This window comes from Synergistaceae bacterium (assembly GCA_021372895.1).
In the GTDB taxonomy this organism is placed as follows: domain Bacteria; phylum Synergistota; class Synergistia; order Synergistales; family Synergistaceae; genus JAJFTP01.
The window spans coordinates 62,095-89,053 of sequence record JAJFTP010000095.1; the positions used below are offsets into that span (position 1 = coordinate 62,095).

Annotated in this window: 26 protein-coding genes; 13 read left to right on the forward strand and 13 right to left on the reverse strand. The window is 48.2% G+C overall.

Annotation, left to right across the window (positions count from 1 at the left end; all coding sequences use genetic code 11):
- Nucleotides 1-9 precede the first annotated feature (9 nt).
- The 13 genes from LLF78_08480 to LLF78_08540 all read left to right on the forward strand — a co-directional run bounded on the left by LLF78_08480 (nt 10) and on the right by LLF78_08540 (nt 15,128).
- Nucleotides 10-1,245, forward strand: coding sequence for a molybdopterin molybdotransferase MoeA (locus tag LLF78_08480; protein ID MCE5202529.1), 1,236 nt, complete (start codon nt 10-12; stop codon nt 1,243-1,245).
- Nucleotides 1,239-3,155, forward strand: coding sequence for a molybdopterin biosynthesis protein MoeA (locus tag LLF78_08485; protein MCE5202530.1), 1,917 nt, complete (start codon nt 1,239-1,241; stop codon nt 3,153-3,155). Before LLF78_08480 ends, LLF78_08485 begins: the two co-directional genes overlap by 7 nt.
- Nucleotides 3,143-4,117 (forward strand): GTP 3',8-cyclase MoaA, encoded by a 975-nt coding sequence (gene moaA / locus LLF78_08490; GenBank protein ID MCE5202531.1) that lies wholly within the window; start codon nt 3,143-3,145, stop codon nt 4,115-4,117. Before LLF78_08485 ends, moaA begins: the two co-directional genes overlap by 13 nt.
- A gap of 4 nt (nt 4,118-4,121) precedes the next feature.
- The gene (gene moaC, locus LLF78_08495) at nt 4,122-4,613 is read left to right on the forward strand and encodes a cyclic pyranopterin monophosphate synthase MoaC (protein ID MCE5202532.1); all 492 of its coding nucleotides are present in this window, start codon (nt 4,122-4,124) and stop codon (nt 4,611-4,613) included.
- Nucleotides 4,610-5,425: a MogA/MoaB family molybdenum cofactor biosynthesis protein gene (locus LLF78_08500; protein MCE5202533.1), complete on the forward strand. Its 816-nt coding sequence runs from the start codon at nt 4,610-4,612 to the stop codon at nt 5,423-5,425. Before moaC ends, LLF78_08500 begins: the two co-directional genes overlap by 4 nt.
- Nucleotides 5,426-5,672: 247 nt before the next feature.
- Nucleotides 5,673-6,569, forward strand: a complete 897-nt coding sequence (rapZ, locus tag LLF78_08505) for an RNase adapter RapZ (protein MCE5202534.1) — start codon at nt 5,673-5,675, stop codon at nt 6,567-6,569.
- Nucleotides 6,566-7,699: a YvcK family protein gene (locus tag LLF78_08510; protein MCE5202535.1), complete on the forward strand. Its 1,134-nt coding sequence runs from the start codon at nt 6,566-6,568 to the stop codon at nt 7,697-7,699. The genes rapZ and LLF78_08510 overlap by 4 nt, the downstream gene beginning before the upstream one ends.
- A complete protein-coding gene (whiA, locus tag LLF78_08515) occupies nt 7,700-8,623 on the forward strand; it encodes a DNA-binding protein WhiA (GenBank protein MCE5202536.1) in 924 nt (307 codons plus the stop codon). It begins immediately after the preceding gene.
- Nucleotides 8,598-10,574 carry a glycogen debranching enzyme N-terminal domain-containing protein gene (locus LLF78_08520; protein MCE5202537.1) on the forward strand — a complete coding sequence of 659 codons (1,977 nt, stop codon included), beginning with the start codon at nt 8,598-8,600 and terminating at the stop codon, nt 10,572-10,574. The genes whiA and LLF78_08520 overlap by 26 nt, the downstream gene beginning before the upstream one ends.
- A 128-nt stretch (nt 10,575-10,702) precedes the next feature.
- Nucleotides 10,703-11,725 carry a type I glyceraldehyde-3-phosphate dehydrogenase gene (gene gap / locus LLF78_08525; protein ID MCE5202538.1) on the forward strand — a complete coding sequence of 341 codons (1,023 nt, stop codon included), beginning with the start codon at nt 10,703-10,705 and terminating at the stop codon, nt 11,723-11,725.
- A 4-nt stretch (nt 11,726-11,729) separates the two neighbouring features.
- The gene (locus tag LLF78_08530; protein ID MCE5202539.1) at nt 11,730-12,923 is read left to right on the forward strand and encodes a phosphoglycerate kinase; all 1,194 of its coding nucleotides are present in this window, start codon (nt 11,730-11,732) and stop codon (nt 12,921-12,923) included.
- A gap of 87 nt (nt 12,924-13,010) precedes the next feature.
- On the forward strand, nt 13,011-13,799 hold the full coding sequence (gene tpiA / locus LLF78_08535) for a triose-phosphate isomerase (protein MCE5202540.1): 789 nt from the start codon (nt 13,011-13,013) through the stop codon (nt 13,797-13,799).
- Nucleotides 13,800-14,186: 387 nt separating this feature from the next.
- A complete protein-coding gene (locus LLF78_08540) occupies nt 14,187-15,128 on the forward strand; it encodes an NrtA/SsuA/CpmA family ABC transporter substrate-binding protein (GenBank protein MCE5202541.1) in 942 nt (313 codons plus the stop codon).
- Nucleotides 15,129-15,179: 51 nt separating this feature from the next.
- Here LLF78_08540 and LLF78_08545 read toward each other — a convergent pair whose 3' ends face one another.
- The 13 genes from LLF78_08545 to LLF78_08605 form a co-directional block, all read right to left on the reverse strand.
- Nucleotides 15,180-16,349 (reverse strand): nitrogenase component 1, encoded by a 1,170-nt coding sequence (locus LLF78_08545; protein MCE5202542.1) that lies wholly within the window; start codon nt 16,347-16,349, stop codon nt 15,180-15,182.
- A 10-nt stretch (nt 16,350-16,359) separates the two neighbouring features.
- Complete coding sequence (locus tag LLF78_08550) at nt 16,360-17,676, reverse strand: nitrogenase component 1 (GenBank protein ID MCE5202543.1); 1,317 nt, start codon at nt 17,674-17,676, stop codon at nt 16,360-16,362.
- On the reverse strand, nt 17,673-18,434 hold the full coding sequence (locus LLF78_08555; protein ID MCE5202544.1) for a nitrogenase iron protein NifH: 762 nt from the start codon (nt 18,432-18,434) through the stop codon (nt 17,673-17,675). The genes LLF78_08550 and LLF78_08555 overlap by 4 nt, the downstream gene beginning before the upstream one ends.
- A gap of 34 nt (nt 18,435-18,468) precedes the next feature.
- Nucleotides 18,469-18,843: a ribosome silencing factor gene (gene rsfS / locus LLF78_08560; GenBank protein MCE5202545.1), complete on the reverse strand. Its 375-nt coding sequence runs from the start codon at nt 18,841-18,843 to the stop codon at nt 18,469-18,471.
- A gap of 24 nt (nt 18,844-18,867) precedes the next feature.
- The gene (locus tag LLF78_08565) at nt 18,868-20,280 is read right to left on the reverse strand and encodes an LCP family protein (GenBank protein ID MCE5202546.1); all 1,413 of its coding nucleotides are present in this window, start codon (nt 20,278-20,280) and stop codon (nt 18,868-18,870) included.
- Entirely contained in the window at nt 20,277-20,918 is a 642-nt protein-coding gene (gene nadD, locus LLF78_08570) for a nicotinate-nucleotide adenylyltransferase (GenBank protein MCE5202547.1), read from the reverse strand. Before nadD ends, LLF78_08565 begins: the two co-directional genes overlap by 4 nt.
- A gap of 15 nt (nt 20,919-20,933) precedes the next feature.
- Nucleotides 20,934-22,304, reverse strand: a complete 1,371-nt coding sequence (gene obgE, locus LLF78_08575; GenBank protein ID MCE5202548.1) for a GTPase ObgE — start codon at nt 22,302-22,304, stop codon at nt 20,934-20,936.
- Between the two features lie 81 nt (nt 22,305-22,385).
- Entirely contained in the window at nt 22,386-22,643 is a 258-nt protein-coding gene (rpmA, locus tag LLF78_08580; GenBank protein ID MCE5202549.1) for a 50S ribosomal protein L27, read from the reverse strand.
- Between the two features lie 16 nt (nt 22,644-22,659).
- On the reverse strand, nt 22,660-22,971 hold the full coding sequence (rplU, locus tag LLF78_08585; protein ID MCE5202550.1) for a 50S ribosomal protein L21: 312 nt from the start codon (nt 22,969-22,971) through the stop codon (nt 22,660-22,662).
- Between the two features lie 145 nt (nt 22,972-23,116).
- Nucleotides 23,117-24,781, reverse strand: a complete 1,665-nt coding sequence (locus tag LLF78_08590; GenBank protein MCE5202551.1) for an AAA family ATPase — start codon at nt 24,779-24,781, stop codon at nt 23,117-23,119.
- 2 nt (nt 24,782-24,783) lie between these two features.
- A complete protein-coding gene (locus LLF78_08595) occupies nt 24,784-25,665 on the reverse strand; it encodes an NAD(+)/NADH kinase (GenBank protein ID MCE5202552.1) in 882 nt (293 codons plus the stop codon).
- Entirely contained in the window at nt 25,652-26,512 is an 861-nt protein-coding gene (locus LLF78_08600; GenBank protein ID MCE5202553.1) for a TlyA family RNA methyltransferase, read from the reverse strand. Before LLF78_08600 ends, LLF78_08595 begins: the two co-directional genes overlap by 14 nt.
- Nucleotides 26,509-26,959 (reverse strand): 1-deoxy-D-xylulose-5-phosphate synthase (locus LLF78_08605; protein MCE5202554.1); only part of this gene is annotated, 451 nt, incomplete at its 5' end. The genes LLF78_08600 and LLF78_08605, both read right to left, overlap by 4 nt.

The following is a 26,959-nucleotide window of genomic DNA, read 5'->3' on the forward strand; positions in this document are numbered from 1 at the left end:
GCTGAGTTTATGGCAGGTTTTGTAAAAGAGGTGACACCAAGGCTACAGGCACTGGAATATGTGTCTGGATCTCTCTGTTTTCCCTGGGATACGAATCTCCGTGTGATCCCTCTGGAAAATTCAATAGGGAGAAGACTTTCCAATGCACAGTTATCCGATATGCCTTATCCACCTTATACCAGAAGCCTGCGTGATGGGTATGCCGTACGGAGTTCGGATGTATCGGCGGCCACATATGGTACGCCAACCTTTCTGAACAAGATCGGCGAAGTTACAATGGGAATAATTCCAGATGTCCTTATTTCTAGCGGAGAAGCGGCGGCTATTCCGACCGGAGGCGTTTTGCCTGAGGGCACGGATTCAGTTGTTATGCTTGAGGATACTTGTCTTACGGGCGGTTGGGTCGAAGTACGCAAAGGCGTGCAGTCAGGTGAAAATATTATAAAAGCCGGAGAAGAGATAAAAGTCGGAGAACAGATACTCGGGAGAGGAGATATTGTTGATTTCCGCTCTGTCAGCCTGCTTGCGACTCTTGGAATAAATAAGGTCTCCACGGTGGACCTTCGAATAAATCTACTCAGCACAGGTGATGAGATCGTACCGGTGGAGGTTTCTCCGTTGCCGCCAGGTTGTATAAGGGATGCCAATGGATTGTCTTTGTGCGCGATGCTGCAGCGTTATGGATTTGCCTCGGAATACCGCGGGATAGTCTCCGACGATGGCGTACTTTTTGAGAAAAGAGTTGCTGATGAGCTTGCGGATTGTGACGTGCTTGTCTTGAGCGGAGGGTCGTCTGTGGGCGTCAGGGATCATTGCTCCAGAGTGCTGGAATCATTGCCTTCGCCCGGACTTCTTGTCCGTGGTGTAAATATAGTGCCGGGCAAACCGACTCTTATAGCAGGCTGTTATGATAAAAAGAAACTTGTCGTGAGTCTGCCCGGACATCCTTTGTCTTGCCTTACGGCAGCTTATGTCATTCTTATTCCTCTTTTGCTGCTGCTTATAGGTGCGGAGAATGAAACGCATGGAAACAGGTTATTTCTTGAGCTTGCAAAAGATCTGACTGCCAGATCGGGCCCGGAGGAATTTACTCCGTGTTGTATAAAGGCTGATGGGAGGGTCTCTCCTCTTCTTGCGAAATCAGGGTATGTATCCGGGTTGACGTCAGCTGACGGGCTGATCAGAATACCTGAGGATCGTGAAACGATGAGAGCCGGAGATATCGTGGAGGTGTGGACATGGTAACCAAATACCCTGAACATATATCTCTTGAAGATGCATGGGTGCTTCTTCAGGCTGCTTTCAAGGATAAGCAGAAAGAATTCGGTACAGAGGCAGATATTTCAGATTCTCTCGGGCTTGTCCTTTCTTGTGATATAACAGCAAGAAGAAATGTCCCGCACTATGCCGCATCCGCTGTGGACGGCTATGCCATGGATGCCTCCTGTACTATAACAGCGTCGCAGGCGACCCCTGTCTCACTTCTTCCTGATAAATATGTATGGGTGAACACAGGTGCTGATATACCTTCGTGGGCAAATTCAGTGCTGATGGTTGAAGATTCATCAATAGAAGGAGACAGGCTTTTTGTTTTCAAGACCCTTACACCTTCTGCAAATGTGCGTCCTCTCGGGGAAGATGTGATGGCGGGGCAGATAATCGCGAGGGAAGGAGATATCGTCTCTCCGGCGCTTATATCTCTCTTTCTGTGCGCGGCTATCGAAAGAGTTCCTGTGATACGCAAGCCAAGGACGCTTTTTATTCCTACGGGAGATGAGATAATATCGAAAGAAAGCTGGCTTTCGGATCCAAAACCCAAATCAGGGACAGTGGCAGAGAGTAATTCTATGTTTATTAAAGCGTCGTTCAGGCAGTGGGGGTTTGATATCGACATATCACCGATCATTCCCGACAACGCGGAAATACTTAAGAAAAAGGTCGAAGATGGAGTCAAAAATTACGATATAGTACTGGTGGGCGCCGGTTCCGCCAAGGGTCGCAGGGATCACACTCTGAAGGTATTTGAAGAAACAGGGGAAGTACTTTTCCGATGGCTCAGGATGAAGCCCGGGCGGCCTGCGATGGCTGCCAGTGTGGAAGGTAAACCTGTAATATGTCTTCCCGGATTCCCGATGTCCACGGCAGTAGTTCTATGGAGTCTGGTCTATCCTTTGCTGAACCTTCTTTCATTCAAAAATAATGATTACTGGACCTTGTTGAAAGATGCTGTCGGATGCAGGGATACATGGCATACTAAACTGCTGGTCCAACATTCATCTCCCGCAGGTATCCAGGAATGGCTGAGAGTCAAGACTGCCAGAGTGGGGGACAACACATACAGCTGGGCTCTCACGTCAGGTGCAAGCGTCCTATGGGCTTTGGCCGAAGCGGATGGGATTGCCCTTCTGGCGCCGTCAGCGCTTGAATGTGAAAAAGATACCGATGTCTCTGTGTGGATGACGCGTGATGTGGATCTGGATAAACGCATACTTTTTCAAGGGTCCGATGACCCGGCAATACAGCTTCTTGTAACACCCATCAGACGCAGGGGCGGAGATTTTGTCTCCAGGGCTGTTGGCAGCATGGGCGGGCTTGCCGCCCTGAGCAGGGGAGAGTGTCATCTCGCGGCTGCGCATCTTCTGGATGAAAGAGATGGAACATACAACGACAGATTCATTGAACATTTTGCGGACGGGCGCAGATGGAAGCGTTTTCTGGTCTTTTATCGCACGCAGGGTATAATCGTACAGTCAGGAAATCCAAATAACATACACAGTTTTGAGGATTTCTGCAAAGGAGATTATATATTCGCAAACAGACAGCCGGGTGCCGGCACCCGAGTGCTTTTTGACCATTGCCTGAAGCAGATGGGGAAGCCTCCTTCGGAGATAAGGGGATATGAGCAGCAGTGTATAACGCATATGGAAGCCGCAAACAGAGTATATACAGGTCTTGCAGATGCAACGCTTGGAATAAAATCTGCGGCTGATGCTCTCGGCCTGGATTTCATCCCTATCGCAGAAGAACCTTACGAACTTGTCATACCGGCTGAGCACATGGGACACCCTACTATTGCCGCGTTGCTTGACAGTCTTAAGGATGAGGAGTGGAGAAATACAGTCGAAAGAATGGGAGGATACAGATGGCCGAGCTGATTGACGCTTACGGACGGCGTCTGAATTATGTACGCATATCCGTGACTGACAGATGTAATTTCCGATGCACTTACTGTATGCCGCCGGAAGGAGTTAAATGTCTGGCTCACAGTGATATCATGCGCTATGAGGAGATATCGCTGCTATGCGGGGCCTTATGGGATCTTGGCGTCCGTAAGTTCAGATTCACAGGCGGAGAGCCTCTTGTGAGGAAGGATTTGGTCCCGTTTCTTACCAAATTGACGGAGCAATTACCGGGAATAAAGATCGCACTTACCACTAACGGTTCTTTGTTGGGGCAGTATGCCGAGTCATTGGCGGAAATAAAATTACATTCATTAAACATAAGCCTTGATACTCTCAATGCTGAAAAATTTGCATCTATCACAAGATTGGGTAGCCTTGATGCGGTTATCGAAGGAATAAGGGCCGCATCAAAGGCCGGGATCAGAAACATAAAGCTCAACGCCGTGCTCATCAGAGGATTCAACGATGGCGAGATTGGAGATCTGCTGCGTTTTTCAAAGGAAGAGGGGCTCCTCCTCAGGATCATAGAATTTATGCCTCTTGAGGATGGCGTATGGAATAAGAGTTCTTTCATAAGCGGCAGAGAAATATTGCAGATGCTTCCGGAAGCCGATCATTGGCTGCAGGAGAACAGACATTTTACGGAGGATGGCCCGGCTAATTATTACCGGAACGAGAAAAGCGGAGATACAATCGGCATAATAGCCGCTGTTTCAAATCATTTTTGTCCAAATTGCAACAGACTGAGGGTCTCTGCTTCAGGAAATCTGCGGCTCTGCCTTTTCAGCGCCGCAGAGATATCTCTGCGGCCGTTTCTTGTCAGTGGAGATACTGAGGGTGTTAAAAAAATAATTATTGAAAGCATTATAAATAAACCGCGCTGCTGGGACGACATAAGGACCGGTCAGCTTCATATGTCTGGTATCGGGGGCTGAGAATATGGCTGAATACACTCATTTTGACAGAGAAGGACGTCCGACTCTGGTAGACGTAAGCGGGAAGCCCGTCACAAACCGTACCGCATGGGCCGAGGGATGGATAGACCTGCCGGATGTTATTTTTCAAACTGTCTCCTCAGGCAATGTAAAGAAGGGGGATCCTTTCCCCATAGCTGAGATTGCCGGGATAATTGGAGCAAAGAAGACATCAGAACTTGTTCCGTTATGCCATAACATCAGGCTTGATAATGTCAGCGTGAAATGTGAGCTCGTAAGTGAAAGCATGTCGGTCCGCATAACCTGCAAGGCAACGGCAAACGAAGTGACCGGAGTTGAAATGGAAGCATTGACAGGTGTTTCGGTTGCAGCTCTTTGTTTTTACGATATGTGCAAGGGGCTTGACAAGGGAATGGTCATACGTGACATTCGGCTGTTGAAAAAAACAGGCGGCAAGAGCGGTGAATGGACCGCTGAGAAGGGGTATTCTGCATGAGGATGAGGATATTAAGGCTTTACGCACCATCACTTATCGGCGATCATACGCTCTGCTATGTTCATACAAATGTGGCCGGTGAGAGCTGTGTCAATGAAGTGCCGATGGCTATCAATTTTGCGTTTGCAGGAGGATCTCCGGCTGGTGAGGCTGAAGAAAAAGCGATGACCATAGTGCTTCCTGCCGGAACAAATATAAATGATGGACATTTTATTGCGGTCGGAGAAGGCGAGACACTCTTGAGGTGGGATCAAGCCAGGAAATCTTTTGCCGTAATTACTCCTGGTTTTTTAAGCGTGTCAGCCCCTGTTCAGGTATGGCATCCATTGAGGACAGCCGTGCTGACTGTCAGTGATAAGGGCAGCCGCGGAGAAAGAGAGGATACCGCCGGACCAGAGCTTGAAAACCTGATATCTGCGCTTGGCGGCATCGTTGAAGATCGTAAGATAGTTCCCGATGAGGCAGAAGTTATAGCAGATACGGTGAAGGATTGGTGCGACAATGGTTTTAATCTTGTCCTTACAACCGGAGGTACCGGGCTTTCTCCAAGGGACGTTACACCGGAGGCTCTCCAGTCGATAGCGGAAAAAGTTGTCCCAGGGTTTGGAGAGATAATGCGAGCTCGTACTCTTATCCATACAGAGAGGGCTTTTCTCACCAGAAGCATATCAATAATAAGGAAAGGCACTCTCGTGATAGCATTCCCAGGCAGTCAGCGCGGGGCCAGACAGTGCTTTGAGGCAATTGCTGCCGGACTGAGGCACGGAGTTGAGACACTTGCCGGCTGGGATGGAGAATGCGGCGGTCATTAGCGATCATTATCATAATAAGCACTGAAACTTTTTAATGTTAAAAACTCAACTTTCCCACCGTCTTTCCCGCATGCTTTTGAGCGGGAATCCAGCGACTTCAATATTTTAGAGCCACTGGTTCTCCGCTGAATAACATACAGAGAAGACGAAAAACAGAGGTTTTGAATCCACTAATAGCAAGAGGTGGGGAAGTTGAGTTAAAAACCGTATTAATAATACTTAATAAACGTAAGGGGAGGTGTCCTCTGTGGAAAGCCAAGGCCGCACTTACCAGATCAAACGTTGCGTAATTATCACGGGAATGTCTGGCGGAGGTAAATCTTCCGCACTGAACGTGTTTGAGGATCAGGGATTTTATGCGATAGACAACCTTCCTCCGACCTTGCTCCCGCAGCTGCTAGATGTGCTTGTATCCCATCCGTCGGCTGTATCCAGCGGTGTAGCGGCTGTTATGGATGTCCGCGGAGGGGAACTGCTGAACGATTTAGAAAACGTGCTTCCATTTATTAGGAAAAAAGTAGGAAAACTCGAAATACTCTTTGTCGATGCTTCAGATGAGTGCCTTCTCAGAAGATTTGAAACGACAAGGCGCATGCATCCCCTTGCTGCGAACACAACTATTCTCGGAGGGATAGCTAAGGAACGTGAGCTGCTACGCATGATAAAAAAAAGTGCCGATACCGTGATCGATACCTCAGACCTGAAGACGCCGGAATTTAAAGCTAAGCTTCTGGATGTGATGGGCATGTCCTCAGAAAAGCTGTCTGTGATCATCAGTTCTTTCGGCTTTAAATACGGGATCCCCCAGGATTCTGATTATGTTTTGGATGTTCGTTTCCTGCCAAATCCAAACTATGTTGACGAACTCCATCTGTTTTCAGGCAAGGATAAGCCTGTTCAAAAATACCTGTCAGATTTTGATTCGCTAGAAGAGTTTATTTCCAAAGCTGAGGCTCTTCTGGAATTTGTCTCTTCTGTATACAGCAGTACCGGCAAGAAACAGCTTCATATCGCGATCGGCTGTACGGGAGGCCGGCACCGTTCTGTCGCTGTAGCAGAAATGATAGCCTCACTCCTTAGAAAGCATGGCAACAATGTCATTATAAGTCATAGGGACATAGGTAAAGGGAGCTCGCCGATATGAACAACGCGTATGTTTTCCTGTCCCTTGTTATTTTGATTGCAGCAGCCGCGGCTTCATTTTACGTTATATCATCAGGCAGGGGAAGAAAAAGAAAGAAAAGCGCTTCAATGCGTCATGGGATAATGAACAGTGCTATAGAATACCGACTTTCTTTTGGGCCGAGGATAGTTGCAATCGGTGGCGGAACAGGTCTATCAACGCTTCTTTCCGGGCTTAAGGGATTTACGCGCAATATTACTGCTGTTGTTGCTGTCACAGATGAAGGCGGAAGCTCAGGACGCCTGAGGCAGGAGTGGGGCATGCTGCCGCCGGGGGATATCAGAAACTGCATAGTTGCCCTTGCGGAGAACGACAGCTCTTTGAACAGGCTGCTCAATTTCAGGTTTGACAGAGGCGAGCTAAAGGGGCATAACCTTGGGAATCTGATACTGCTTGCTACTACGGAGATGATGGGTGATTTTCAGCGTGCGGTAGAAGAGCTGAACAAACTTCTTGCTATCAGAGGACAGGTACTGCCCGTGACAACAGAAACAGTGACCCTGAAGGGGGAGACGGAGGATGGTGAGCTGCTCAGCGGAGAGCTGAAAATATCCGATAACGGAAGCAGGCTTGCTAAACTATGGATCGAACCCTCTAATGCGCAGCCCCTTGAAGGTGTAAAACAGGCGCTCAGCAGTGCCGACCTTATTGTGCTTGGCCCCGGCAGTCTGTTTACGAGTGTACTCCCTAACCTTCTTCTGAAAGACATATCTCTGTTACTGAGGGAGTCACAGGTCCCTATTGTTTATGTTGCCAACCTGGTAACTCAGCCGAAAGAGACTGAGGGGATGAATATACTTGCTCATGTTGACTGGGTGGCCAGTGTTCTTGGAACCGTTCCGGATTACCTGCTTGCAAATCAGGCGCCGATACCGGAGGAATATCTGTCACGCTACAGCAAAATCGGAGCTGAACCGCTTTATCTTTCAACACGGGAGGAAAAATATCTTGAGTCTCTTGGTACCACAGTTATTTATGGTGATTACGTTGAGATAAAGAATGGGGTCTATCTGAGACATAATGCACAGAGCCTCTCTGAGACGATCATACGTCTTGCAAGGGAGAGCAGGGAAAAGAGAGAGCTTTATTAGATGGAACGTCTTAACCGTACTATCTGGGACGAATGGACCTCATTTCCGCTGGTCCCACCGGTAGAAGATGAAATAGCGGGGATATTTGATGGACTCTCCTATAAAAAACATGTAGAAGATTACTACTTTACATGTAGCCGCCTGTTTGCTGTCAGACGGTTATTGCGGCTTTGGGCTTTATCCGGTTTTCAGGATCAGAACAGTGACAGTTCCAGGGGCATCAGGCTTATCCATACTCAGCAGCAGCGCGGCCGCATTGTTTTTAGCGTAAGCCGCGGATTTGCAGAGGAGATTTTTACGAGAAGTGCAAGACTTGGCAGAAGAGCCCGCAACTGGAACTGGGTGCGCGGTTTGTGGGGGAGCTGCGGTGCGCTTTACATACCAAGAGCCGGATATCATCTTGTATTGCGTCCACCTGAAGGCAATGGAAGTGCAGAGAGGATCCAGGGCATACTGAAATCGGCCGGGTTTTCACTGGGAGTAAGGAAAAAAGGCGGTACGCGCGAGATCATGCTGCGTGACCAGCAGCAGATAGTAACGTTTCTTTCAAGGCTGGGATTTGTTCAGAGCGCTCTGGAACTGGAAGAGACAGCGATATATCGTTCAATGCGCAGCCATGCAAATAAATTGGTCAACTGTGATGCCGCAAATATCAACAAGAGCGTACAGGCCGCCCAGAATCAGATGGCGCTGATAAGGCAGCTTGAAGAGTATGGGATTGTCGAAGAATTACCTGAAGGACTAAGGGAACTTATCCGTGCAAGAAAATCAAGCCCCAGCATTTCTCTGAAGGAACTGGGGCAAAGTATGCCGAGACCTATTAGCAAAAGTACGGTAGAATATAGATGGAGAAAATTGGAGAATATATTGAATAAGATGTTGAAAGGGGATGGTGGCCATGTACTTGGGAAAGGCAGATGTTAACACCTACGATAAGGGGGCGGGCAGAGAGTTCCTTGTTTCCAACGGGCGTGGAAGCTACGGGTTCTCCACTGTTATAGGAGCCAACACCAGAAGGGAGCACGGTCTCCTCGTTGTCCGTCCCGAGGGAGAAAGGCAGCACTCAGTTCTTGTCAGCAAAATTGAAGAGACCCTTTTCGAAAACGGCAAGAAATACCAGCTTTCCACCAACCGCTACAAAGACCTTGTTTATCCCGACGGATACAGATATTTTCAGGAATATCAGGGAAATCCGTTTCCAAGCATGTTATTCGTTATTCACAGTATACTCCTAGAGAAATCAATTTTCATGCCGGCCGGTAAGGCGTGTACGATTCTCAAATACGAGCTTCTTGCGGCCCCGGACAAGGTTCGTCTGGATTTGCGCCCGTTGTTTGCCCACAGGATCAGCAGCGAGGTTTATTCCGACTCAGAAAAAAATGAATTTGAGGTGGAGCAGCAGGACACTTCGAGGATCGGCGTAAAAGGAAGAGGACATTCAAGCTACTGTTCCGTTACTTCCGGCACATGGTCGATCAAGCCTCTCTGGTTTGAGAACCTGATATACGAGCAGGACGACAGGGCTGATTCTCCCTCAGTCGATCATCTATGGTCTCCAGGGTTTGTAACAAATGAAATTTCCCAGGGAGAAGTAATCTATGTTGTGCTCTCTGATACCCCTCAGTCCTTCTCAATGGATGAACTGGCCGAAATGGAAAAAGAGGCTGCCGATAGATTTGAAAATATACTTGAACGGGCGAACCTTCCGGCATTCAGCAGCGCCGAGCAGGATATGATATTCGCATCTTATCATCTGATTGACGACAGGGAATATCCTGTTTCACCGATATATACAGGATATCCTTCCGTTGAGTTCAAGGCCAGGGATACGTTCGTATCTTTGCCGGGGCTGACCCTGGCGACGGGCAGGGAAGATGTTGCAGAGCGTACGCTCAAATTCTGGTCGGATATATGCGAAAAAAACTCATGGGTGATGCCTGAACGTCTCGCATCCGACGGCACTTATGTTTTTGAAGGTGTTGACAACGGGCTCTGGTTCATCTACGCGACAGACAAATACATGTCGCATATAGGGGATGAGTCTGTTAATCATAAAGATTTATGGAACGCTGTAAAACAAATAACAGACCGTTATATGGATGGTATCCCCGACCTTGATCTGACCTGCGGGGAGAATATGCTGCTTAAAGTAGATACGGACAATCCACTGAGGCATTGGATGGATGCCATAGCCGGCGAAGAGATCGTGGTTCCTAGAAAAGGATACCTGGTAGAAGTGAATGCTCTATGGTACAACGCGCTTAAGGTCGCGGAGAAGTATGCCGGAATTTTTGAAGATGCGGACGCTGTAAAAAAATATGCCGCGGCGGCCGAAATCTGCGCAAAGTCGTTCTGTGAGGTATTCTGGAACAGCGAAGTAAACGGACTCTATGATTACGTCGATCCCGAATGCCCGAAATGTGAAACGGCGATCCGTCCCAACCAGATATTGGCTGTCTCGTTGCCATTCAGCCCACTGTCCGACAATATGGCTGTAAAAGTCATAACGCTTTGCTGGAATGAGCTTTACACGACCTACGGGTTGAGAACACTGGATCCGCATCAGGAGAAATTTAAGGGGCGTGCGGAAGGAAGACCGGATCAAAGGATAAAAGCCCGTTTCCGCGGAATGGCCTGGCCCTGGCTTCTCGGAGAGTTTATCTCCGCATATATCAAGCATAACCCAACCAGAAGAGATCTGGGGTGGGTATTTATGAGGCCTTTCAATTCACACATCAGGCACGGCTGTCTTGGCGGAGTGGCAGAGATCTTTGACGGAATAATGCCTTACAGGCCGCATGGTGATGTATTGAGCGCAATGTCCCTTGGCGAACTTTTGAGGGTGTTGCACGAAGATCTTCAATTCGATGACTAAAAAAGACAAAGGGATAAATTCTATTTGACTTAAACGTGATATGGTTGCACAATCAAAACATACTGATAAATAATCTATGTCGGTAAATTCACAAAGTATTTGCGGACAAAAATAAGGAGGCAGTTTTTATGGCAAAGTACAAGGTTGCAATTAACGGTTTTGGACGTATTGGTCGTCTTTCGCTCCGTTCTTTTTTCATGAATGGGAAGGAGAATCTTTTTGAGGTTGCGGCTGTCAACGATCTTACACCGCCGGAATCTCTTGCCTATCTGCTCAAATACGACTCTGTTTTCCGCCGCTTCCCCGGAGAGGTCTTGATCGACGGAGACCATCTTGTGGTAAATGGGCAGAGGATCAAGGCCGTAGCGGAGCCGGATCCCTCCAAGCTGCCCTGGAAAGAGCTTGGAGTAGATCTCGTTATCGAGTCGACCGGACGTTTTACTGACGCGAACACAGCGAAAGCACACATCGAAGCGGGAGCAAAGAAGGTCATTATCTCAGCACCCGCCACAAATCAGGACGCTACGATCGTTATGGGTGTAAACGAGGGAATTTATGACCCCTCAAAGCATAACATCATTTCAAACGCATCGTGCACAACCAACTGCCTTGCACCTCTTTGCAAGGTTCTTCAAGAAAAGTTTGGGATCCTTCATGGATTAATGAACACGGTCCATTCATACACAAACGATCAGGTTACGCTTGACTTCCCGCATAAGAAGACGCCTTCGCGCGGAAGAGCAGCCGCGCTTTCGATCATTCCCACCAGCACAGGCGCAGCAAAGGCTATATCAGAGGTTATGCCTGAACTTAAGGGAAAGCTTAACGGTTTTGCACTTCGCGTTCCCACTCCCGATGTTTCGGTTGTAGATCTCACAGTAGTACTTGCAAAGACGGTGACTGTAGACGAGGTAAATTCGGCAATGAAAGAATATTCTGAGGGCCCGCTTAAGGGGATACTCGCATATGAGCCTGAAGACCTTGTCTCTATGGACTTTGTCGGAGACAGCCATTCATCGATTTTTGCACCCAAACATACTATGGTCATTGGCGATAATATGGTGAAAATGCTTTCGTGGTATGACAACGAATGGGCTTACAGCAACAGGGTAATTGACCTGGCAGAATATATACTCTCAAAGGGGCTGTAGATCCATGCAGCTGAGAACTTTTTCTCCAGGCGATGTTGCCGGTAAAAAAGTTTTAGTCAGGGTGGACTTCAATGTCCCGATAGCGGATGGAAAGGTCAGCGATGTGACACGCATCGAAGCACATCTTCCAACGCTAAGGGCGCTCTTGGATGCGGGTGCCAGGATCGCCCTGATCTCCCACCTCGGCAGGCCAAAGGGGAAGTTCGAGCTCAAGTACAGCCTTGCGCCAGTAGGAGAAGAACTCGCAAAAATCACCGGCTGGAACGTAAAATTTGTGCCTGACTGCGTAGGCCCGGAAGTTGCTTCGGCTGTGGCATCGTGGAAAGACAGAGATATCCTTTTGCTGGAGAACGTACGCTTCCATGCGGAGGAAGAAAAAAACGACATCGCGTTTGCCGAAAAACTTGCAGCCGGATTTGATATTTTCGTAATGGACGCGTTCAGCGCATCACACAGGGCACATTCTTCGACAAGGGCCATTGCGGATGTCCTGCCGTCATATGCCGGCTCCCTCATTCTGAAGGAAATAGAGATGCTAAGCGCTGTCAGGGATGATCCAAGTAAACCATTTGTACTGGTTCTTGGCGGCGCCAAGGTATCTGATAAAATCGCAGTAGTCGAAAATATGATGACTAAAGTGGATTCAATACTTATAGGCGGCGGAATGGCATTCACGTTTTTGAAAGCCCAGGGATATGAAATAGGAAAATCACTTTGTGAAACAGACAAGCTTGAGTTTGCGGCGAAGATGCTCGAAGAAGCAGGGAAGCTTGGAGTAAATATATTACTTCCGTCGGATGTGGTTGTTGCGGATTCATTTGACTCTGATTCGCCGTATGAAATTGTCTCAGCATATGAAATGCCTGCAGGAAAGATGGGGCTTGACATAGGTCCTAATACAGCAGATGCCTTCAGAAAGGCAATAATTCCAGCGAGGACCGTGCTCTGGAATGGTCCTATGGGTGTTTTCGAGATGCCGGCATTTTCAGCCGGTACTCAGGCTGTGGCAAAAGCACTTGCTGATGCAACCCTTGCTGGCGCCCTCACCGTAGTGGGCGGTGGGGATTCTGCTGCTGCGGTGGCAAAATTTCATTACGATGATAAGGTTTCACATGTTTCGACCGGCGGGGGAGCCAGCCTTGAGTTCTTTGAAGGGAAGATGCTCCCTGGGATAGAACCATATGTAATAGCTGAATAAGAGAATACCGTTGATCAAAGGCGATTTCGGCATAAACTCTCGATAGAGAGCTGAGATCGCCTTTATCTATATGAGGAGGAATTTGTTATGCGCAGAAGATTCATAGCCGGAAACTGGAAAATGTTTAAGGGGCCGGCTGAGACAAGGGAGTTTTTGATTAAGTTTGCTTCTGATCTTTCAATGACAAGTGATATTTCCTCGGATATAAGCGCAGGAAATATGGAAATAGCAATATTTGCCCCTTCAATATCCCTTGATGCTGCAATTAAAGCTAAAAAAACTGCCCCAATAATTATAGGTGGGCAAAATGTCCACTGGGAGAAGAGCGGAGCGTTTACCGGCGAAATATCAGTGCCCATGCTCACGGAAGTTGGATGTACCCATGTTATTATAGGACATAGTGAACGCCGTCATATATTCCGCGAGACAGACGAAGAACTTAACAAGAAGGTAATAGCTGCGACTCGCGGAGGCCTTACCCCGGTCTTCTGCGTCGGAGAGATGCTTGAGGAGCGGGAATCAGGCAACACTTTCGATGTGATCAGAAAACAGCTCCTTGCCGGACTTAAGTCTATGGATCCGTCCGCTGTCGGAGATCAAGTTATAATAGCTTATGAGCCGGTATGGGCTATAGGGACCGGAAAGACTGCAAGCAAAGAAGATGCCCAGGAAGTCTGTGCTTTTATCCGAAAGATCATCTCCGATACATTCGGTGAAGTGATCGCTGATAAAGTCCTGATCCTTTACGGAGGAAGCGTAAAACCAGAGAACACCGGTGACATCCTTTCGCAGGAGGATATTGACGGCGTGCTGGTAGGCGGAGCTTCACTGGAGCCGGACAGTTTTCTGGCGATAGCAAAAGCTGCAGTTATCTGAGATATCCATAGATTTTATTATATCATAAACATAACATAAGAATTATTATAAGACATAAGATAATTTTATAATCGTTGACCAATTATTATAGAAAGGGTTATACTAAGCAAGTAAAGGGGCTGGTGCATTGATCTTCTCCACTGAAAATTTTCGGTGCGGCGGATGCATGAGTTCCTTGGAAACCATCTGTTTGCAGGTATTCGGCCCGTAGTTTGGGCGGTTTTTCGTGCAAAGAGAAAGGACCGCCGAGAATTGTATTTTCGTCGAGGAGCCTTTTATCTTTGCGGGGTTCCTCGTTTTTTTGTCTTTGTAGATTTTAGCAGCTTGGATAAACTAAGCAGGCAACTATTTATTAAAAACAATATATATAAAAGGGAGAATATCATCATGAAAAAGAAAAGTTTAATAATTTATGCATTAGTCGTTGTTTCAGCAATGTTTTTTATTGCTGCTCCTCTGCTTGCGGCGGATTTCCCTGCAAAATTGGGAATTACCTATGTAAAAGCCCCCCTTAACATCCCTTCGATCGTGGCAAAAGAACTCAAAATATTTGAAAAAAGTTTTCCGGGGGTCTCCTTAAGTTTTCCTGAACTTACTCAGGGGCCACAGCAGACCGCTGCTCTCGCCTCCGGTGAAATCGGAATAGCCAGCTGTCTGGGGGCCACTTCTGCAATACTTGCAGCATCCGAGGGCCTGGACATAAAGATCTTTGCCATATATTCACGTGCCCCCAAGGCATTTATGATAGTCGTCAAAGATCCATCAATAAAGACTGTGAGAGATCTTAAGGGTAAAAAAGTTGCAGGCCCGAAGGGGACGATCCTCCACCAGCTCCTGGCGGCAGCCCTTGCCAAAGAAGGCATGACGATAAAGGACGTTGATCACATTGTGATGGGTATCCCAGCAGCAGGGAGCGCTCTGGAGAATGGGAGCGTCGATGCCGCCCTTATGGCGGGCCCTGCGGCATATACATCGCTGGCTTCCGGCGCGAGAATGCTGACAAACGGCGAAGGCCTGATCGATGCGACCATAGTCATTGCTACGACCGCCAAATACATGAAGGAGTATCCCAAGGTGATCACCCGGTTTATGGCTGCGCATAAAAAAACACTTGCATGGATAAAAAAGAACCCTGATAAAGCGAAGGCAATGACACAGAAGGAAACAGGCCTGCCGATGGAAGCTGTGAACGCCATGTATCCATGGTACGATTTTGATCCGGTCATACATAAAACGGATATAGAGGAGCTTGAAAGGACTCAGACCTTTATGCTTGAAAATGGGCTTCAGAGAAATAAAATCGACATAAGCACGGTAATTGCAAAATAAATCTGCCATATACGCGCTGTTTTTTTGTTACCGATGATTTGCCGGATACAGTTACAGTTTTATGTTCTGAAGAAGGTCCTCAAAACAGCTGCTATCATAGAGACTGCCTGAGACAGCGTAGTGTGGCATGTTAAAATAAACACCGTGCCATTCGCCGGGAATGGCACGTTTAAAAAGTGGATCTCCGACTATTCCCCTATATCCGCGTCCTGTGATAAGCGCACGGAGGTCGTCCTCTTCTTTTAATACGGCATCGCCTGATTCTGAAATGGTTTTATCAAACATAAACCAGGTGGCGACATCAACATGCTGAGATCCGCTCTTTATCCGAAGGGATTCACGCACTGCATTCGCCACCACCTGCTGGTTTATTACCAGCAGACTGTCGTTATCATCTGAGCTTGCCATGTTCACTGCGCCATGCGCTTTGATATTATTATGTCCGTCGTCATTTCCTGCGGCAGCTTCTTTGATTTTTATCCTCAGGGCGTCCTCTGTACCGGCAAATGGGAATCCGGCTATGTATGGCGTGCCGAATTTTTCTTTAAGAAATTTTGCCGGCTTAAGGCCCGATGGCGACACAACGAGGTTACACAAGACTTCTCCCGCTTTTTTTATTTCCTCCAGTCCGGCCCCCATACCATAACATGCCGGTTTTTTATATCCCCAATCTTTCAGAAGGCCCGTTATATATTCTGCGCTGTGAAGGCCAGGCATATCAAGAGGTGTCGCGCCTATGATGCCTATATCGGGCATTTGCCCCTGCCCTGTTTTGTCTTTTGCAAATGTTTTGAAGAGCTCCATATATGCCTTCTCCTGCCCCTTATCATAAAGCTCCATCCCATTCGTTTCGACTGCAAATACAGGGAGTTCGGTGCGACCGCGCAAAACACGGGTCAGCGCTTTGAAATCAGTCCCGATTACTGATGGCGCCGGAGTGGATATTATTGCTATAAAACTGCATCGGATGTTATCTGTTGCATCGGCGATTTTATCTAACAGCTTGTCATCACGGCCAAATATCGCATCCATATCCCTGAGGCCCGCGCTAAATAGGGCAGTTTTACTTCCATACCAACGCGGCTCATCATAGCCGCAAATATTTCCTGTGCATCCACCCGCATCATATACTACGATCAGGCCGCCAAGCTCAAAGAGCACGGAAACAGCGCCGGAATAATCCGGGGCAAACGGAGCCAAAAATTTGAACAGACCTTTCATTAAAAGCCTCCTAAATTACCAGATAGGAACCGTGCATCTGTTCTCTGTGACTCTTGGGGTTTGCGATGCTGTCTTCGATCTGTCTCAACAGGGAGATCAGGCCTCTGTAGCCGAATGGTTGGCGTTCTGTGTTCCATGAGAGGCACACAGCATCTGGAAAATAATATCCTGCGTCAAGGCCGATCGCGACGTCTGCGCCGGACATCGCATTGCTGTAATTGAGCATTGCCGGATATACGCTGGAATATACGCGTGTTTCAGGGCTTGATACCTTGAGCATGCGGATATAGCGGCGATCCTCTTCGTTTATCATGTGAGTGAATATGAAGGGGACCTCCATGCCGTATTTAATGAGAGCCGCAGAAATTTCAAAGGGGTTACCGTTTACTGTCTGCCCCACCGCAAATTTCATACCGCGATGTTGCTTTGAAAATATTTCCGTTGCGTGCCGGGCTTCATCATAATATTGGGTATCATTTAATTTAAATTCTAATGTTTCGGCAAGAAGAGAATACTGTTCCCTTATTGCGTTTATGTCATAAAGATGCTCAAGGCGGTGGTATGGGATCCCAAGTTTTTTTTTAAGATCTTCTGCCGCCGGGATTGCAAGCGATGTCAGTACCAGATCCAAAGATGCCTGTCCCATCTCCATATATTCTTCAAATGTGCGGCAGGCGGATATCTGATTCATCCTCTGTATTCCTGCCTGGCTCAGAAGAAGCCGGAGTTCGCAGTCATCATCAAGAGGGACAAAATTACCCAGGAGGTTTACCGTGTCGGATCTTTGTTCCGAATGTTTAAGACAGTAGTACAGAGACTGCTGTATTGATGCCATGGGTGGTTTTTTCCCTTCTCGCGTTATAGGATCCATATAGGCGGGAACTACAGGGATGCCGCAAGTTTGCTCGGCTTTTCGGCAGACGCGTTCCAGATCGGTACCAAGCAGGGCATCGATGCAGCTGGTACAGATCATCAAAACTTTAGGGCGGGGTTTTGTCGAGTCGCATATCTCTTTCGCTGCCTGGGAAATTCGTGCAAGATGACGTCCTGTTACAAGGTCCCGTTCGTCCATGTGCATGTAACATATGCGGTCGGCGAAGCCTGTCTCATTCCCCGCAATTGTCCCATGTCTGCCGCAGCAGCCTGGTGCGACCATTAGCATCATTGCCTCCGGCAACAGCAGCCCCGTGCGTTTAACACCGAATCCGCTGGCGCCCGGTGAGTTATAATGCAGGTGACAGCGCGGCACAGTTTGGTTCATCAGTCCGCCTTGCCTGCGAACGGCAAGTTCTTTTATCGTTGCAAAGAAGGGGTCGTCAGCCATCATGAAATTCCTTGCGGGTCATTCATAATACGATCGGCAAACTCAAAAAATATTTGGCTTATTGGAAGCAAGGGGTCCCCTTCTATAACCGTCTTACCGATGTTCTCATAAGACTGTATATTCCTGTCGCGTGGTATGTCTGCAATGATCTGCAGGCCCGCCTTATCCGCAAAGGCACGTACGTGTTTCTCTTCGTCCTCTACGTTTCTGCGGTTCAGTATTATTCCCATTACCTTTGCATAACCGCTGTCTGCAAAATTATTGACTGCGGTGTTGATGTTATTCGCGGCAAACAGCGCCATCTTCTCCCCAGAGGTAACTATAAGGACTTCTTCTGCATAGCCCTCCCTGATCGGCGCGGCAAATCCGCCGCATACTACGTCGCCGAGTACATCGTAAAGGACTATGTCCGGTCTGTATCTGCCAAAAATATCAAGTTCCTCCAGCAGGCCGAATGTGGCTATGATGCCGCGTCCCGCACACCCCAAACCCGGAGTCGGACCGCCGGTTTCAATACACAGCACGCCGCCGAATCCGATCTTTACAATGTCCTCCGCGACAGGATCGCCGTCCTGCTCTCGAAGGCGGTTCATCACAGGTTCAGGAGCCTCTCCATTGAGAAGATTTATAGTGGAATCTGCCTTAGGGTCACAACCTATCTGCATGACTTTATATCCCCTGGCTGCGAGAGCTGCGGAAAGATTGCTTGTAACCGTCGATTTGCCTATGCCGCCTTTACCGTAAATGGCAATTTTTTTCATGATATGCCCTTTTTAAAATCTCTAAATTAAAATATCATTCATCCGTATCTTTGAATTTAAGTGATGGCGCGTCTCCCCATAGTGAATCAAGACGGTAATACTCCTGCCCTTCACGGCTTAAAATATTGACGACCAGATGTCCCGCATCCATAAGGCACCAGCGGCTGCTTTCCTCTCCTTCAACACGATGAGGAAGCTCCATCTCGTCCAGCATATCGCCAGCCGTGTCCCTGAGTGTCCTGGCGTGAAGGTCTGAACGTGCGATTGCGACTATGAATGCTTCAGTAAACCCGGAGACTTCGCTTAGATTATGTACCGTAACCTCAAGCGCGTGTTTGTCCAGAAGCGCGTCTACAAGAGGTCTGTATGGCTCGTAAAACTCTTCAATGGTCTTGTTGTTATCTTTCATTTTTTTCATCTCTCTCTTGAAATTTTATTTGCTGCTTATTTCAACCAGCCTGTCGAGGCGTTTGATGAGGCTGTAGCTGTCATGTCCGACTATTATAGAGGCGTAGAACGCCTGCTTATTGGCTCTTATGAGGTTATTGGGGACCTCCAGCAGCTTTCCGAGTGTCTTTGCTGTGTCAGTTACATTCTTATCCGCATTTACCGGGTAAACTACGTTGCTTGTGCGATAGTCGAAGTGTTTTGCATTTCCTGTGTGGACGACATCAATTCCCATTTTTTGCAGCCTTGAGGCTACTTCTTCTCCGACTCCGGGTTTGCCTGTGCCATTAAGGACAGCAACAGCTTCCGGCATTGATTTTATGAGCGCAAAAAGCTGCTCGTTAGTCATTTCCGGTCCTTTGCTTTTTTTATCACCGCTTATAACCGCTGCTTTACCATCGCCGGGAGTCTCGTCCATTGCGTTTGAATATGCCAGAGAAAGACCGGCAAAGTTGCTGTCCGCACTTTTTTCATCTATGTCGCCTGAGATCAATTCCTCAACCGGTGCATTGAGAAATGCATTTGCGGATTTGACATCACCGAGCCAATAGCTCAGATTGTTGATTGTAGCTGCCGTACCGTGCAGTGTGGAGAAAAAGATGCGGTCGCGCCCCAGCTCGTTCTGAACAAAGCCGGCAAGTTGCACTGCAAGTTTTGGAGACATGTCAGTCTTGAATATTTTAACAATTTGTGCGGTAAGTTCAGGTATCTTAACTATTATACGGGGGTCATATACTTTCTTGATAAGGGCCTTTAGAAACTGCTGCTGACGATGTACGCGCCCTATGTCGCCGAGCGCATCCTTCCGGAAGCGCACGAAGTGCAGCGCTGTCTCCCCATTCATAAGCTGTTTGCCGGGCTCTATGTTGATATCTAGCTTGCCTGCTCTGTCTTTGTAGCGCATTTTTTTCTGGACATCGATCTCTACCCCGCCCAAAATGTCTACAAACGCAGGAAAGCTGTCATAATCGACTATAACGTAATAAAGGATAGGTTGTCCGATGTATTTTTCGATAGCGGCCTTCATAAGATCTACGCCGCCATAGGCGAAGGCATGGTTAATTTTCTGTACACCGTGTCCGGGGATCTCTGCCCGCGTATCCCTGGGTATCGAGAGGATCCTCATATTTTTATCATCTATATCGATTGTGGCAAATAATATCGTATCGGAACGCCTGGAGCCGTCGACGTTATCCTCTCCCATAACGAGGATGTTGAAGCGTCCCTGTTCCTTCAATGCTGCGTATTGTGGGGTCCCCGGACCGATCGCATCTGCTATTTCGCTGTATATGTCTCCGGATTTTGCATGAAGCGCGAAATATAAACGGAGACCTGACCCTGCCGCAATAGCAAGTATTCCGCACAAAACTATAAGGATCATTGATTTGGATAATTTCACAGGTCAGTCCTCCAGCTGCGGTTATTTTCTTTGTAAAGGTGTTTTTTTCTTATGAAGTGTTCGACCGAAGGAGGGACCAGGAAGCGTATGCTCCTGTTGTTTTTTACTCTGTCTCTGAGCTCGGTGCTGGAAATTGCCAGCAAAGGTATTTCAAGCGGTATAATTGCTGTCCTCAGTTCGTCAGGGAGTTCCTCCATGCGCTTGTGTGTATACCCATAGCGGCTGACCGCTACAAACTTGCACATGCCCATAATATCCTCTGGGTCTTTCCATGAAACGATATCCAGAACTGCATCGAGTCCGGTTATAAAATAAAACTCCGTATCAATATATTCCGGCATCTTCCGCAGAGTCCTCAGTGTTTCTATAGTGTAGCTGTTGCCGATCCTGTCTATTTCGATCCGGGAGACATCAAAATATGGGCAATCAACAGTGGCAAGGACGGTCATAATGTATCTGTCCTCTGCCGATGTTATATGCTGGCCTGTTTTATGAGGCGGCTGTCCCGTTGGTACAAAAAGAACTTCGGACAGTTCAAATGCAGCGTGAGCTTCATCTGCCGCACGAAGGTGCCCATAGTGGATAGGGTCAAAAGTTCCGCCCATTATGCCTATGCGTCTCTTACGGCTGTTATCCATATTATCCACTCTGAATTACTCTTCTTCGCCAGGGACCTGAGATCCCGCTGTTTCGTCAGGATCGTCGTCCGGAAAATCAGAAGGGTAGTAATCCGGATAAAAATTAAATTCTTTATAGCCTATTATGACAGAATCGCCATCTTTTGCTCCAGCCGCCTCCAGGAGTTGCTCAACCTTGTATTTACGGAGCAGGAGGGTAAATCTTGCTACATTCTCATCCTGCCCCATATCATACCGCTCTGTTGCTTTTTCAAGCTGGCGGTGCATGATCCTGTACCCACCTCCATGCAGGCGTATTATCTGTATTTTATTTCTGCGCCGTACCGGGACCTTATCTTCATTTGAGGTTTCCAGGGCATAGAGCCTGACCTCGCTGTGCGGCCTGGGATTTGCATCAGTAAAGGTTATGATCTGTTTTACCATTTCCGGGATACCCTCTTCTGTTAAGGCGCTGACCACACAGAAAGGTATATCCTGTGATTTAAAATGTTCTCTGAGTCTGCAGGTAAGTTCATCGGGTCCATTAAGTTCATCAACTTTGTTTGCCACAACAAAATATGGGCGGTCTGCAAGTTTGTCATCGTATAGGCGCATTTCACTGCGAACTGTCTCCAGCTCATCGATCATCGCATCGAAATCGCCGCATTCCAGACTCAATACATGTATCAGAAGTCTGCAGCGGTCGATATGTCTCAGGAATTCAAGCCCTAGGCCCTTGTTCATATGGGCTCCTTCTATAAGGCCCGGAATGTCGGCAATTACAACTTGCTCATATCCTGTAGTCAGCACGCCCAGATTTGGTGAAAGCGTAGTGAACGGGTAGTCTGCTATTCTAGGCTGCGCGTTGGATATCGCAGCAAGGATGCTCGATTTCCCGACGTTGGGCAGTCCCACAAGACCAACATCGGCAATCAGACGCAGCTCCAGCTTAAACTCCGCTTCCTCTCCAAGATCTCCGTTTTCGCAGAATCTTGGAGCTTTGCGTGCCGAACTTGAGAAATATCTGTTGCCTCTGCCTCCCCTGCCGCCCCTTGCAGCAAGAAAACGGTCTCCGGGCTCAACGAGATCTGCCAGCCCTTCTCCGGTTTTTGCATCATATATTATAGTCCCGCACGGAACATGGAGGATCGTGTCCTTGCCGGCTGCGCCGTTTTTTGCGTTCCCGCTGCCATGTGCACCGTTTGATCCTTTTATATTGCGCTGGTATTCAAGGTCGGCCAACGTTTGTATGTTGGTTGTGGCTTCAAATATTATACTCCCGCCCCTGCCTCCGTTGCCGCCGTCAGGGCCGCCGTTGGGTTTAAATCTCTCTCTTAAAAAACTCATGCAACCGTTTCCGCCCCGGCCTGCCTTAACGGAAATACGAACAGAATCTATAAACTTCATTTAATTACCTCGTCCCTGTAAATACCATAAATGGGGGCCTGTGAACATGGCCCCCCGAAATGACTGTCATTTTGCGTTATATTAAAGTGTTTCAGGTTCTACTGTTATGACCTTACGGTTTGCTCTTGTCAAAAAACGGACCTTGCCTGTTATAAGCGCAAACAGAGTAAAATCACGGCCTAGCCCTACGTTATGTCCCGGATGGTATTTTGTGCCGCGCTGGCGGACAATAATCGTTCCCGCATTGACAAACTGACCGTCGCTGCGTTTTACACCAAGATATTTCGGCTGACTGTCGCGGCCGTTGGTACTGCTTCCTTGTCCTTTTTTATGTGCCATAACTCAATATCCCCCTCTAGCAGGTAATTCCCTGTATTTCAATTGCTGTATACTGCTGGCGGTGTCCGCGGAATTTGCGATAGTTCTTTTTTCTGCGGTACTTAAAAACGATGACCTTGTCGTCTTTGCCATGCTCAAGCACTTTGCCGGTAACGACTGCCCCGCTTACATAAGGAGTTCCGACAACCGGTCCGTCGTCTTTGCCGAGAAGAAGCACCCTGTCAAATGATATCTGTGAACCCTCTTCCGCATTGAGCTTCTCCATCCGAAATTTGTCTCCTGCGGATACTCTGTACTGCTTGCCGCCTGTTTCGATAACTGCATACATACTTGTATGTTCCTCCCTCCGCTGCGTGTCAGGCAGCCTTACGACTTTAAAAGCCTGCACCAAGCGTATTCTATAACCTGTGTATTATATAGATTATCAAGGCTTTAGTCAATGACACACATATACGGATGGTTTGACGTTTACGTTAGAGCAGATGAAGTGCAGAGTTTTCAAGTAATACTCTGGCATGTTCGAGAGCTTCGGGTGATGTTTCGTCGCCGGCGAGCATGCGGGCGATTTCTCTTTCGCGCTCGGTCCCGCTTATTTCTGAAATGATGGTCTCATCGCCGTTTCTTTTTACAAGAAAATGCTGATCGGCCATGGCGGCTATGGTTGCCTCATGAGTTATAAGTATCGTTCTGCAGCGTTTTGCAAGCTGACGGAGTTTATATCCCGCAAGCAATGCGGTCTTTCCGCCCAGTCCGGCCTCCACCTCATCAAAAATAAGTGTCCCGGGCAGTTTGTCATCGCCAAGAGAAAGTTGGAGCGCTATCAATATCCTGCTTAATTCTCCGCCAGAAGCTGTTTTCCCTACTGGCAGCGGGTTTTGGTCCGGAAGGCGGAGCTTAAAGGAAGCGTTCTCGGCACCGGATGAACGTATCCTGTCCTGGTCTTCTATCTCAATTTCAAACGAGGCGTAATCCATGGCAAGCTCTCTGAGGTGGCTGTTAACTTCCGCCGCAAGAGCCCTTGCCGTATCTTTTCTTATCCTGCGCAGCTCCATCGCAAGCCTCGCCGTTTCTTTTCTAAGCTCCGCAGATCTGCGCTCCAGTTCTCCAAGTTCGCCGTGACTGCCCTTAAGCCATGATATTTCATGCTCCGCTTCATCCGCATAACCAAGTATGTCGGCACAATTCGCCAAATTTAGCGTCCGTTTGATTTTACGGACAATGCCTATCTTTTTTTCAAGTTTTTCTTTAGATTCTTCTATGCTTTCCCTTGCGCTTGCGCTGTTAAGTTCTGCCTGTAACATCTTTGATAGTTCCAGCGCCGAAGAAAGCATCTTTTCTATACATTCATGCCATTCGCCTTCGGTTCTGGAGACATTGGCATATATGTTCCTGCTGAGATTTTCTAGTTCCTCTATAATTCCGCCGCCTGCTGCGCCGCCTGAGAATTTCTCTGAAATAGCACGCAGCGCCTCGCTTCGAGCTGATTTTGAATCCAGAGACCTGAGCTCGGACTCCCATTCCTTCTCGCTGTCAGCGGAAAGTTCCAGCGCACGGATCTGCCTCAGTATGGTCTCCGCATCCTGGAACCGCTCTTCCGTCTCTTTGCGGCGTTTCCTTAGCGCAAGTATCTGTCGTTCCGTCGAAAGTGTTTCGTTAAATGTTTTTTCCAGCTCAGAACGTATGTTTTTCAGCTCTGCCGTTCCGCATGAGTCCACAAGTTCAAGCTGTTTCGACGGCTCAAGCAGGCCAAGCTGTGCAAACTGGCTTTGGATCACCACTTCTTTCTCCATTACAGAACATAGAAGGTTCAAAGTTACCGGCATATCCTGCAGAGTACACCGGCCGCGCCCGCTGCGACTGAATGTTCTCCTTGCAATGAGGATGTTTTCCTGCGGCTGGTATTCGTCCGGCAGTTCCGGGATATGATCCGTCGAGAGAATTACCTGTACGTCGGATAAGTCTTCGAGTGCGTGGATGTGATTTACCTGAGCCCTTTTGCCGGCAATAAATTCAAGCGCCCTTACTAAGCTGCTCTTCCCCGAGCCGCTTTCTCCCGTAATAACTATAAAATCACCTCTAAAATAAAGCTGTGCTTTTTTTATTCCTCCTACCCCGCGTACACGAAGCTCCTCTATCAACGCTAATCTCCTCCGTCCGTAATCCCATTGAACCCCCAGCGCAGTTTTTCCCTCAGCAGGTCGTAATAGCTTCTGTCGTTGAGCTGAATGGTGTTGACATATATATCGGGGTCGAGGGTAACCTCAAGGGAATCATCGGGTAGGAGCTCATATCCAAGCTGGCCGTCCTGAGTCAGCATCAGGCTCCTTGCATCTCCTTTGGGTATCACGACGGCCCTGTCGGTGCCTCCCAGGACGACAGGACGGGCATAGAGGGTGTGCGCGCATATAGGGGCAAGCAACATGCACTTGACGTGCGGCGGGACTATCGGCCCGCCGGCTGAAAGGGCATAGGCCGTTGAACCGGTGGGAGTTGAGAGTATAAGGCCGTCAGCAAGAAAGAGAGATAAAATTTCTTCTCCCACCCTTACCTCCAGGTCTATAACACGCGCAATATTGCCCTTTGAGATGACCAGATCATTGAGAGCATGGAGCTCATGGACAGCACGCCCTCCGCGCCATACAATCCCCTTCAGAAGGTCCCTGTGTTGGAGCGTGTATTTGTTTTCAAGTATAGCCGTTATGTCTTCTTTTGCGGATCCAGGGTCCCCTGTTGCGAGAAAGCCAAGCCTTCCAAGGTTTATGCCGTAAAGCGGGATCGGGTATCCGAAGGTATATCTTGCGGCCCGAAGGAATGTGCCGTCTCCTCCGAGTATTACCGCAAATGCAACTTCCTCGCGCCATATATTGTCAGGTATCTCAGGTATGCCGAGTACGGAAGCCTCATGAGGCGGCAGCATAAAATTGATCCCTTCGCTCCTGCCCCATGCGCATAGGCGTCCGGCAAGGTCTGTTGCTTCCGGTTTTTGAGTGTTGAAAAGCAATCCAATGTTATTTGCCTGCATGATCGACCGACCCTCTTTCATTTTCCCTGACTGACGCTGTCATTTTGTGCGCTTCCGCCACCAGCTTCTCTGTGTCATCCGCCTGCGGCGCGTTAATGCGGCATCCTTTTATTCCAAGAAAAAATAGAAATTCTATGTTTCCCTCCGGACCTCTGATCGGGGAAAAAGTCTTTCCAAGAAGCTCCATTTTCGTTTCATTTTCAATAAACTCCGACAGGCAGTTTATTACAGAAGCATGAAGCGATGGATCCGAAACGACTCCTTTGCCCACATGTTCTTTCCCCACCTCAAATTGCGGTTTTACGAGGACGACCATCCTTCCATCAGGTTTTAGAAGCTCCTGCAGAGGTTTTAAAAGGAGTTTCAGGGAGATAAATGACGCGTCTGAGACAATTATATCCGCTTTTTCTCCTCCTATCATATCTTGTGTCAGAAACCGCGCATTTGTGCGTTCCATAACGACGACGCGCCGGTCTGTGCGCAGCTTCCACGCGAGCTGCCCATATCCCACGTCAACCGCATACACAAGCTTTGCTTCTCTGGAGAGGAGGACATCCGTGAATCCTCCGGTAGAGGCCCCTATGTCTATGCATATTTTCCCGGAGGGGTCTATGCCGAAAAAATCGAGTGCTTTTATAAGTTTATAAGCTCCTCTGCTAACCCATGGTTTTTCCGGTGCGTCTATCACGATTTTAGCCTCAGATGACGCTTGAGAGGCAGACTTTGTTACCATTTGTCCATCAACAAAGACCCTCCCCGCCTCTATATATCTCTGGGCGAGGGTCCTTGAATCAACTAGCCTTTTGTCTACCAGAAGCTTATCTATCCTTACAAGTTTAGGCTTCATTTATCTGTACATAAAGCTGCGATATCTTCGGGAGTCATACCGCATTCCGCCCATTGCTCCGCCCTTGTCGCATGGCGGATGAAGATGTCAGGGGCTCCGATGTTGATGACCTCGCCTACATGGCCGCTTTCGCCTGCGAATTTGGCTATAGCTTCCCCGACGCCGCCCGCGATGTAGCCCTCTTCCGCGGTGATGATAGTTGTATGCGCAGCTATAAGGGGAGCCAGACCTTCGAAATCAAGAGGTTTTATGAATCGCAAATCAATTACTGTTGCGTCAATAGATTTCTTTTCCTTAATGATCAGCGCAGCCTTTAGCATAAGCTCTGTCGTGCTGCCTATTCCTATGAGACAGATAACGCTTCCTTTGTGAAGTATTTCAAGCCTGCCCCATTCTTCCGGATCATTATTTCCTGCGCCGCGTCCGAGGGAGGACGGCGCGGCTCCC

Bases quoted from the DNA above. Each gene is read 5' to 3' on its own strand.
- nadD (MCE5202547.1), bottom strand. From the start codon at position 20,918: ATGGATAACAGCCGTAAGAGACGCATAGGCATAATGGGCGGAACTTTT.
- rpmA (MCE5202549.1), bottom strand. From the start codon at position 22,643: ATGGCACATAAAAAAGGACAAGGAAGCAGTACCAACGGCCGCGACAGT.
- LLF78_08555 (MCE5202544.1), bottom strand. From the start codon at position 18,434: ATGAAAAAAATTGCCATTTACGGTAAAGGCGGCATAGGCAAATCGACG.
- moaC (MCE5202532.1), top strand. From the start codon at position 4,122: ATGGCTGAATACACTCATTTTGACAGAGAAGGACGTCCGACTCTGGTA.
- rplU (MCE5202550.1), bottom strand. From the start codon at position 22,971: ATGTATGCAGTTATCGAAACAGGCGGCAAGCAGTACAGAGTATCCGCA.
- obgE (MCE5202548.1), bottom strand. From the start codon at position 22,304: ATGAAGTTTATAGATTCTGTTCGTATTTCCGTTAAGGCAGGCCGGGGC.
- LLF78_08595 (MCE5202552.1), bottom strand. From the start codon at position 25,665: ATGCAGGCAAATAACATTGGATTGCTTTTCAACACTCAAAAACCGGAA.
- LLF78_08530 (MCE5202539.1), top strand. From the start codon at position 11,730: ATGCAGCTGAGAACTTTTTCTCCAGGCGATGTTGCCGGTAAAAAAGTT.
- LLF78_08545 (MCE5202542.1), bottom strand. From the start codon at position 16,349: ATGAAAGGTCTGTTCAAATTTTTGGCTCCGTTTGCCCCGGATTATTCC.
- LLF78_08520 (MCE5202537.1), top strand. From the start codon at position 8,598: ATGTACTTGGGAAAGGCAGATGTTAACACCTACGATAAGGGGGCGGGC.
- LLF78_08600 (MCE5202553.1), bottom strand. From the start codon at position 26,512: ATGAAGCCTAAACTTGTAAGGATAGATAAGCTTCTGGTAGACAAAAGG.
- LLF78_08485 (MCE5202530.1), top strand. From the start codon at position 1,239: ATGGTAACCAAATACCCTGAACATATATCTCTTGAAGATGCATGGGTG.
- LLF78_08510 (MCE5202535.1), top strand. From the start codon at position 6,566: ATGAACAACGCGTATGTTTTCCTGTCCCTTGTTATTTTGATTGCAGCA.
- LLF78_08480 (MCE5202529.1), top strand. From the start codon at position 10: ATGGCAGGTTTTGTAAAAGAGGTGACACCAAGGCTACAGGCACTGGAA.
- rsfS (MCE5202545.1), bottom strand. From the start codon at position 18,843: ATGAAAGATAACAACAAGACCATTGAAGAGTTTTACGAGCCATACAGA.
- tpiA (MCE5202540.1), top strand. From the start codon at position 13,011: ATGCGCAGAAGATTCATAGCCGGAAACTGGAAAATGTTTAAGGGGCCG.
- whiA (MCE5202536.1), top strand. From the start codon at position 7,700: ATGGAACGTCTTAACCGTACTATCTGGGACGAATGGACCTCATTTCCG.
- gap (MCE5202538.1), top strand. From the start codon at position 10,703: ATGGCAAAGTACAAGGTTGCAATTAACGGTTTTGGACGTATTGGTCGT.
- LLF78_08550 (MCE5202543.1), bottom strand. From the start codon at position 17,676: ATGATGGCTGACGACCCCTTCTTTGCAACGATAAAAGAACTTGCCGTT.
- moaA (MCE5202531.1), top strand. From the start codon at position 3,143: ATGGCCGAGCTGATTGACGCTTACGGACGGCGTCTGAATTATGTACGC.
- LLF78_08540 (MCE5202541.1), top strand. From the start codon at position 14,187: ATGAAAAAGAAAAGTTTAATAATTTATGCATTAGTCGTTGTTTCAGCA.
- LLF78_08500 (MCE5202533.1), top strand. From the start codon at position 4,610: ATGAGGATGAGGATATTAAGGCTTTACGCACCATCACTTATCGGCGAT.